Annotated in this window: 4 protein-coding genes, 1 tRNA gene and 2 rRNA genes; 2 read left to right on the top strand and 5 right to left on the bottom strand. The window is 27.5% G+C overall.

Annotated elements, in window-relative coordinates; all coding sequences use genetic code 11:
- Positions 1-62 (bottom strand): 16S ribosomal RNA (locus ACYUCG_RS15115); the annotation flags it as partial.
- Positions 63-668: 606 nt separating this feature from the next.
- On the opposite strand from ACYUCG_RS15115, the gene ACYUCG_RS15110 reads away from it, so the two are divergent.
- Positions 669-1,187, top strand: coding sequence for a TetR/AcrR family transcriptional regulator (locus ACYUCG_RS15110; protein ID WP_283682098.1), 519 nt, complete (start codon positions 669-671; stop codon positions 1,185-1,187).
- A gap of 68 nt (positions 1,188-1,255) precedes the next feature.
- Here the strand turns inward: ACYUCG_RS15110 and nagE are convergent, their stop codons facing one another.
- The gene (gene nagE / locus ACYUCG_RS15105; RefSeq protein ID WP_060795739.1) at positions 1,256-2,701 is read right to left on the bottom strand and encodes an N-acetylglucosamine-specific PTS transporter subunit IIBC; all 1,446 of its coding nucleotides are present in this window, start codon (positions 2,699-2,701) and stop codon (positions 1,256-1,258) included.
- 669 nt (positions 2,702-3,370) lie between these two features.
- Between nagE and ACYUCG_RS15100 the strand changes: the two genes are divergently transcribed.
- Positions 3,371-3,850, top strand: coding sequence for a PTS sugar transporter subunit IIA (locus tag ACYUCG_RS15100; protein WP_060795738.1), 480 nt, complete (start codon positions 3,371-3,373; stop codon positions 3,848-3,850).
- A 31-nt stretch (positions 3,851-3,881) separates the two neighbouring features.
- On the opposite strand, the gene ACYUCG_RS15095 is transcribed toward ACYUCG_RS15100, so the two are convergent.
- The 3 genes from ACYUCG_RS15095 to rrf all read right to left on the bottom strand — a co-directional run bounded on the left by ACYUCG_RS15095 (position 3,882) and on the right by rrf (position 5,236).
- Positions 3,882-4,730 carry a PRD domain-containing protein gene (locus ACYUCG_RS15095; RefSeq protein ID WP_060795736.1) on the bottom strand — a complete coding sequence of 283 codons (849 nt, stop codon included), beginning with the start codon at positions 4,728-4,730 and terminating at the stop codon, positions 3,882-3,884.
- A 307-nt stretch (positions 4,731-5,037) separates the two neighbouring features.
- A tRNA-Lys gene (locus ACYUCG_RS15090) sits at positions 5,038-5,113 on the bottom strand.
- A gap of 5 nt (positions 5,114-5,118) precedes the next feature.
- A 5S ribosomal RNA gene (gene rrf, locus ACYUCG_RS15085) occupies positions 5,119-5,236 on the bottom strand.
- Between the last annotated feature and the right edge of the window lie 30 nt (positions 5,237-5,266).

Genomic DNA, 5,266 nt, shown 5'->3' with positions numbered 1-5,266 from the left:
ACTTGCATGTGTTAAGCACGCCGCCAGCGTTCATCCTGAGCCAGGATCAAACTCTCAATTTAAAAGTTTAATCTATACTCATATTACTTATAAAAGAATTGCTGGTTTATGTTAATATCTTCTGTTTAATTTTCAAAGACCATTTCTTCATCGCCCTCAAGCGACTTTCTTAGTTTAACATCACTTTGAAACTTTGTCAACAACTTTTTTTCAAAACTTTTAATTTGTTTTGTTGAGTTGTTTCTGTGTCTCTCAGCGACGAGATTTATCTTACCACGTTATATAACTTATTCTAATTACATAGATATTTATTTTACATAATTATTGTTAATATTCTTTACTTTTCATTAAAATACTATATAATTCTTATATTGATACACCTGGTAAAGTTTAAATTGAAATTTCCCTTAATATTCCTATAAATACTCTTATTCTAAGAATAAGATTTACTATATTATTCTTATACTAAATAAAAAAACTCTTTTTTTATTTAAATTTATCTAAATATATACACCAATATAATAATTTATAGATATTACTTAGATAAAATTATACTTATATTTTCTCTATATTTAATTTAATCTTTTCTTTGAAACACTTTAAATTTGAATTTAATAATCTTAAATACTATAATTTCTATATAGTTCTTTAATGAAGGAGGCCTTCTTATGCCTAAAATTATAAAAAATGTAAAAGAAGATTTATTAACTGAAGGAAAAAAACAATTGCTGTCTAATGGATATTTAAATTTAAATATAAGAAATATAACTAAGGAATGTAATATAGGTACTGGAACCTTCTATAACTATTTTAAAAACAAGGAACAACTTGTTATTGATATACTATCTAATGATTGGACTTCTATTTTAAAGATATCTAATGAAATAATAGAAGAAGATATTTCATTTAAAGAAAAACTAATTTTTATTTCTAATAATATAAATGATTTCTTAAAAAACTATAGACTTATATTTTCAGAGATGGCTAAGCATACCTCTAAAAATCACTATGTTATAGAGCCAATGTATGAAACTTTAGAAAAGTTAATTAATATTCATATAGAAAAAGGAGAAATTAATCCTCCTATATCCTCAGATAAATTTGCTTATTTTCTTCTAAATAATCTTATATTAACATACCGTTCTGAATTAACTGTAGATGACCTATTTTTATTGTTGAATATATAAAGAAAAAGCCATAAACCATTAAATGGTTTATAGCTTTTATTTTATAAGTGTAATTTTTTATTTAATTATTAAAGTAATTTTTTCATTTGGCTAGCTAAAGGATCAGCTAAAGTACCCATAATTACTTGAACATTCTTTCCATCTAATTTCATTATTCCATTAGCTCCAGCTCTTTTTAAAGCAGCTTCATCTATTATAGAAGCATCTTTTAAAGTTAATCTTAATCTTGTTATACAGTTGTCTAAAACTTCAATATTTTCTTTACCTCCAAGGGCTTCTAAAACAACTTCTGCTTTTTCAGCCAAAGTACCACCCTTAGATGGATTATCTCCTGATTTTGAAACTGTTTTTGAATTAGTTGGTACATCCTCGTTTTCATCATCAAAATCATCTTCTCTACCAGGTGTTTTAAGATTAAACTTCTTAATAAAGAATACAAATAAGAAATAGTAAATTACGAATGCAACAATTCCCATTAATAATATCATTAATTGGTTTTGACCTTTTCCAAAATATAAAATATAGTCAATAAGACCACCTGAGAAACTAAAGGCCAGATGTACATTAAGTGCATATGCTACTGCTAATGATATACCTGTTAAAATTGCATGTATTACATAAAGTATTGGTGATAAGAACATAAATGCAAATTCTATTGGTTCTGTAATACCTGTTATTATAGCTGTTAATGCTAATGATAAGAACATACCCCCAACAACGGCTTTATTTTTCTTCTTAGCACAAACATACATTGCTAAACATGCAGCTGGTAAACCAAACATCATTATTGGATAAAAACCTGCTGTATAAACCCCAGCTGTTGGATCTCCAGCTAAAAATCTTGCAATATCTCCAGTTGCAATTTGACCTGAAACTGGATCTGTAAAACTTCCTAATTGGAACCAAATTACTGTGTTCATTACATGGTGTAATCCAATTGGTATTAATAATCTATTTAATATTCCATATATTCCAGCCCCAATAGCACCTGCTGCTACCATTATATTAGCAAATCCGTCTAATCCAGCTTGGAATGTTGGCCAAGTATATCCAAAGAATACCCCTAAAATAAGACATACTGCTGATGTTATTATTGGAACAAATCTTTTTCCACCAAAGAATCCTAAAAATTGAGGAACTTTAATATCTTTAAATTTATTATATAAAAGTCCTCCAACAACTCCGGCTACAACTCCACCAAAAGCTCCCATATTTATACTTGAATCAAATGAAGTTGCAACATTTTTCATAACTAAAAATCCTAAAAGACCTGCTAATCCTCCAACTCCATTATTTTCATCTGAAAGTCCAAATCCTATACCTACAGCAAAAAGCATTGCCATATTATCTCCAAAGGCAGCTCCACCAGCAGCACTGATCCAAGGAATATTTAATAAGTCTTTATCTCCAAGTCTTAATAATAATCCTAAAGCTGGCATTACTGCTATAGGAACCATTAAAGATTTACCTATTCTTTGAAGAAAGCCTAAAACTTTTGAACCTTTTTTACTCATTTGTTCATTCCTCCTTATAAGTTTTTTCATTTAGTTTAAGTTTGTATAATGCTTCTAAAAAATTTAATTTCTTTAAAGCATAAGGTATTCTAAAAATAAAATCTAAAAGTTATCTATTCATCTTGAATACCTATATAAGCATTTTATTCTCTATATTTTTAATCATAAAATGCTTATATAGAAATTCATTTTGAAATCCTTTCACCTTTAGCTAAAAATTATCCTATTAATACAATTATAATAAGCCTATATTTACACATAAAAAAAGCTGAAAAGAACATAGTAATTCTTTTCAGCAAATGCCCAAAATTTTATGGTTACACGCTTACAATAATCTCTTAAACATTCCATCTGTAATGTTTGCATTTAAATATTACTATATCTTTTTTAGGGTGTCAACTTTAAGCTAAACATATTTTTTATAATCATTACAATATTATCTTTCTCATGCTTCATAAATTTATTACATATAAATACAAATTTGCAAATGATATTGTATAAATATAGTATTGACTTATAAAAATAAAGAATATATAATGTAATCATAACATGTTACTGTTAAATCAGGCATAAGTTCTAATAGACTTATGCCTGTTTTTTTATATTTGATTCTATATATAGAAAGGAAGTGAATTTCTCAACTTAATATAATGAGTTGAGGAAATAAATATGTTTGGATTTTTTAAAAAAGACTTAAAATTAATTGCTCCTGCAACTGGAAAAACTATTGATTTATCACAAGTACCAGATCAAGTTTTCGCTGAAAAAATGGCTGGAGATGGAGTTGCTATTGAAGTAACTGGAGACACTATTGTTGCTCCTGCTGATGGAGAATTATCATTAGTATTCAAAACTAACCATGCTTTTGCTATGACTTTAAGTAATGGTATTGAATTATTAGTTCACGTTGGTATAGATACAGTTTCTCTAGAAGGAGAAGGATTCGAGAGATTAACTGAACCAGGACAACAAGTTAAAGCTGGTACACCAATATTAAAAATAGATAGAGATTTTATATTAGGAAAAGGATTAAAATTACACACTCCTGTATTAATCACAAATCCTGATATGGTAAAAGACATGAAACCCGTTATAGGTGAAACAGTTACTGCCGGAAATGATACTGTTTTAACCTATAAAGTTAAATAATAAAAAGCTGACTTAAAAGTCAGCTTTTTTATTATTCATTTTTTCTTATTCTCTCTATATGCAAAGCTAAATAACCTATCTCATCTTCTGCAACCTCTAGAGAAAAATCTTCATTTATAGCTTTTCCTATTTCTTCAGCAACCTTAAAGGATTCTGGATACTTTAGTTTTATAATAGAAAGCAATTCATTTTTTACTGGAGTATTATTTATAAGTCTTTCAATAGCAAATCTTAAGTGGCTTATAAATCTAGCATAAGATAATGAGGTTCTATCCACCTCAATATTAAAAGAATCTTCAATATATTCTACAGCAGTATTTGCTATATAGGTAAATTTTATTGTATGAGAAATCTTTCCTGTTGTTCTTGCAGAGTGTATATGCATAGCAATAAATCCAATTTCATCATCAACTATACTTACCCCAGTAAAATCCTCAAGCTTTTTAACCATTTTAGTTGCAGCTTCAAACTCTTTAGGATATAAGGTTTCTATTTCCACTAAAAAAGGATTTCTTAAAATCTCTCCTTTTTTCATTCTCTCAATAGCAAAAGAAATATGATCTATTAAACCTATATGTATAATCTCATTTAATTCCTCACTAAAATCTCTTGAAATCTCTAATATTAATTCTTCACAAAAAGCAATAAATTTCTCATCATTACTTCCAACTACTCTTCTAAAGTTAGCAATATTATTTTCATCTTGTATAGTAAATATTTTTTCTATATTAGTATTCTTAGGTATTATTGAACCTTTTTTACAATTAAAGCCTATGCCTTTAGCAAATAATATAATTTCTTTCTCATCGTCATCAACCAAAACTATATTATTATTGAAAGCTCTTTTTACTTCATATGCTTTTTCCGTTTTTTTTATCATAATATTCTCCTCTATACCACTATTATTGCTAACTAAATTTATATTAGTTTTATTTAAAATAATTCCATATTCATAAAAAAAGTAAAATAAACATATAAACTTTTTTATTCATTACATAATAATTATATCTTAAAATTTTTATTTTTACTAATATATAAATTCGACTAGAATCCTGTTAAATATTAATATATTCTGAACTCTAGTCGAATTTATATAAAACTTTATTTAATTACAATTTATTTCGATATAATTATTTTTACAATTATAAATTTACATACAAAAAAACCTCTCTTATTAGAGAGGTTTTTGGTGATCTGCCAGGGAATCGAACCCTGGACACCGTGATTAAAAGTCACGTGCTCTACCGACTGAGCTAGCAAATCATAAGACCTGGCGACCACCTACTCTCCCACACAGTCTCCCGTGCAGTACCATCGGCTTCTAAAGGCTTAACCGTCGTGTTCGGAATGGGAACGGGTGTTACCCTAAAGAACATCATCACCAGATGTTTGAAAGTTTTTGTTCTTTCAAAATTG

Source organism: Clostridium sp. CTA-17, from assembly GCF_054767895.1.
This window is presented reverse-complemented; position numbering and strand designations above follow the sequence as displayed.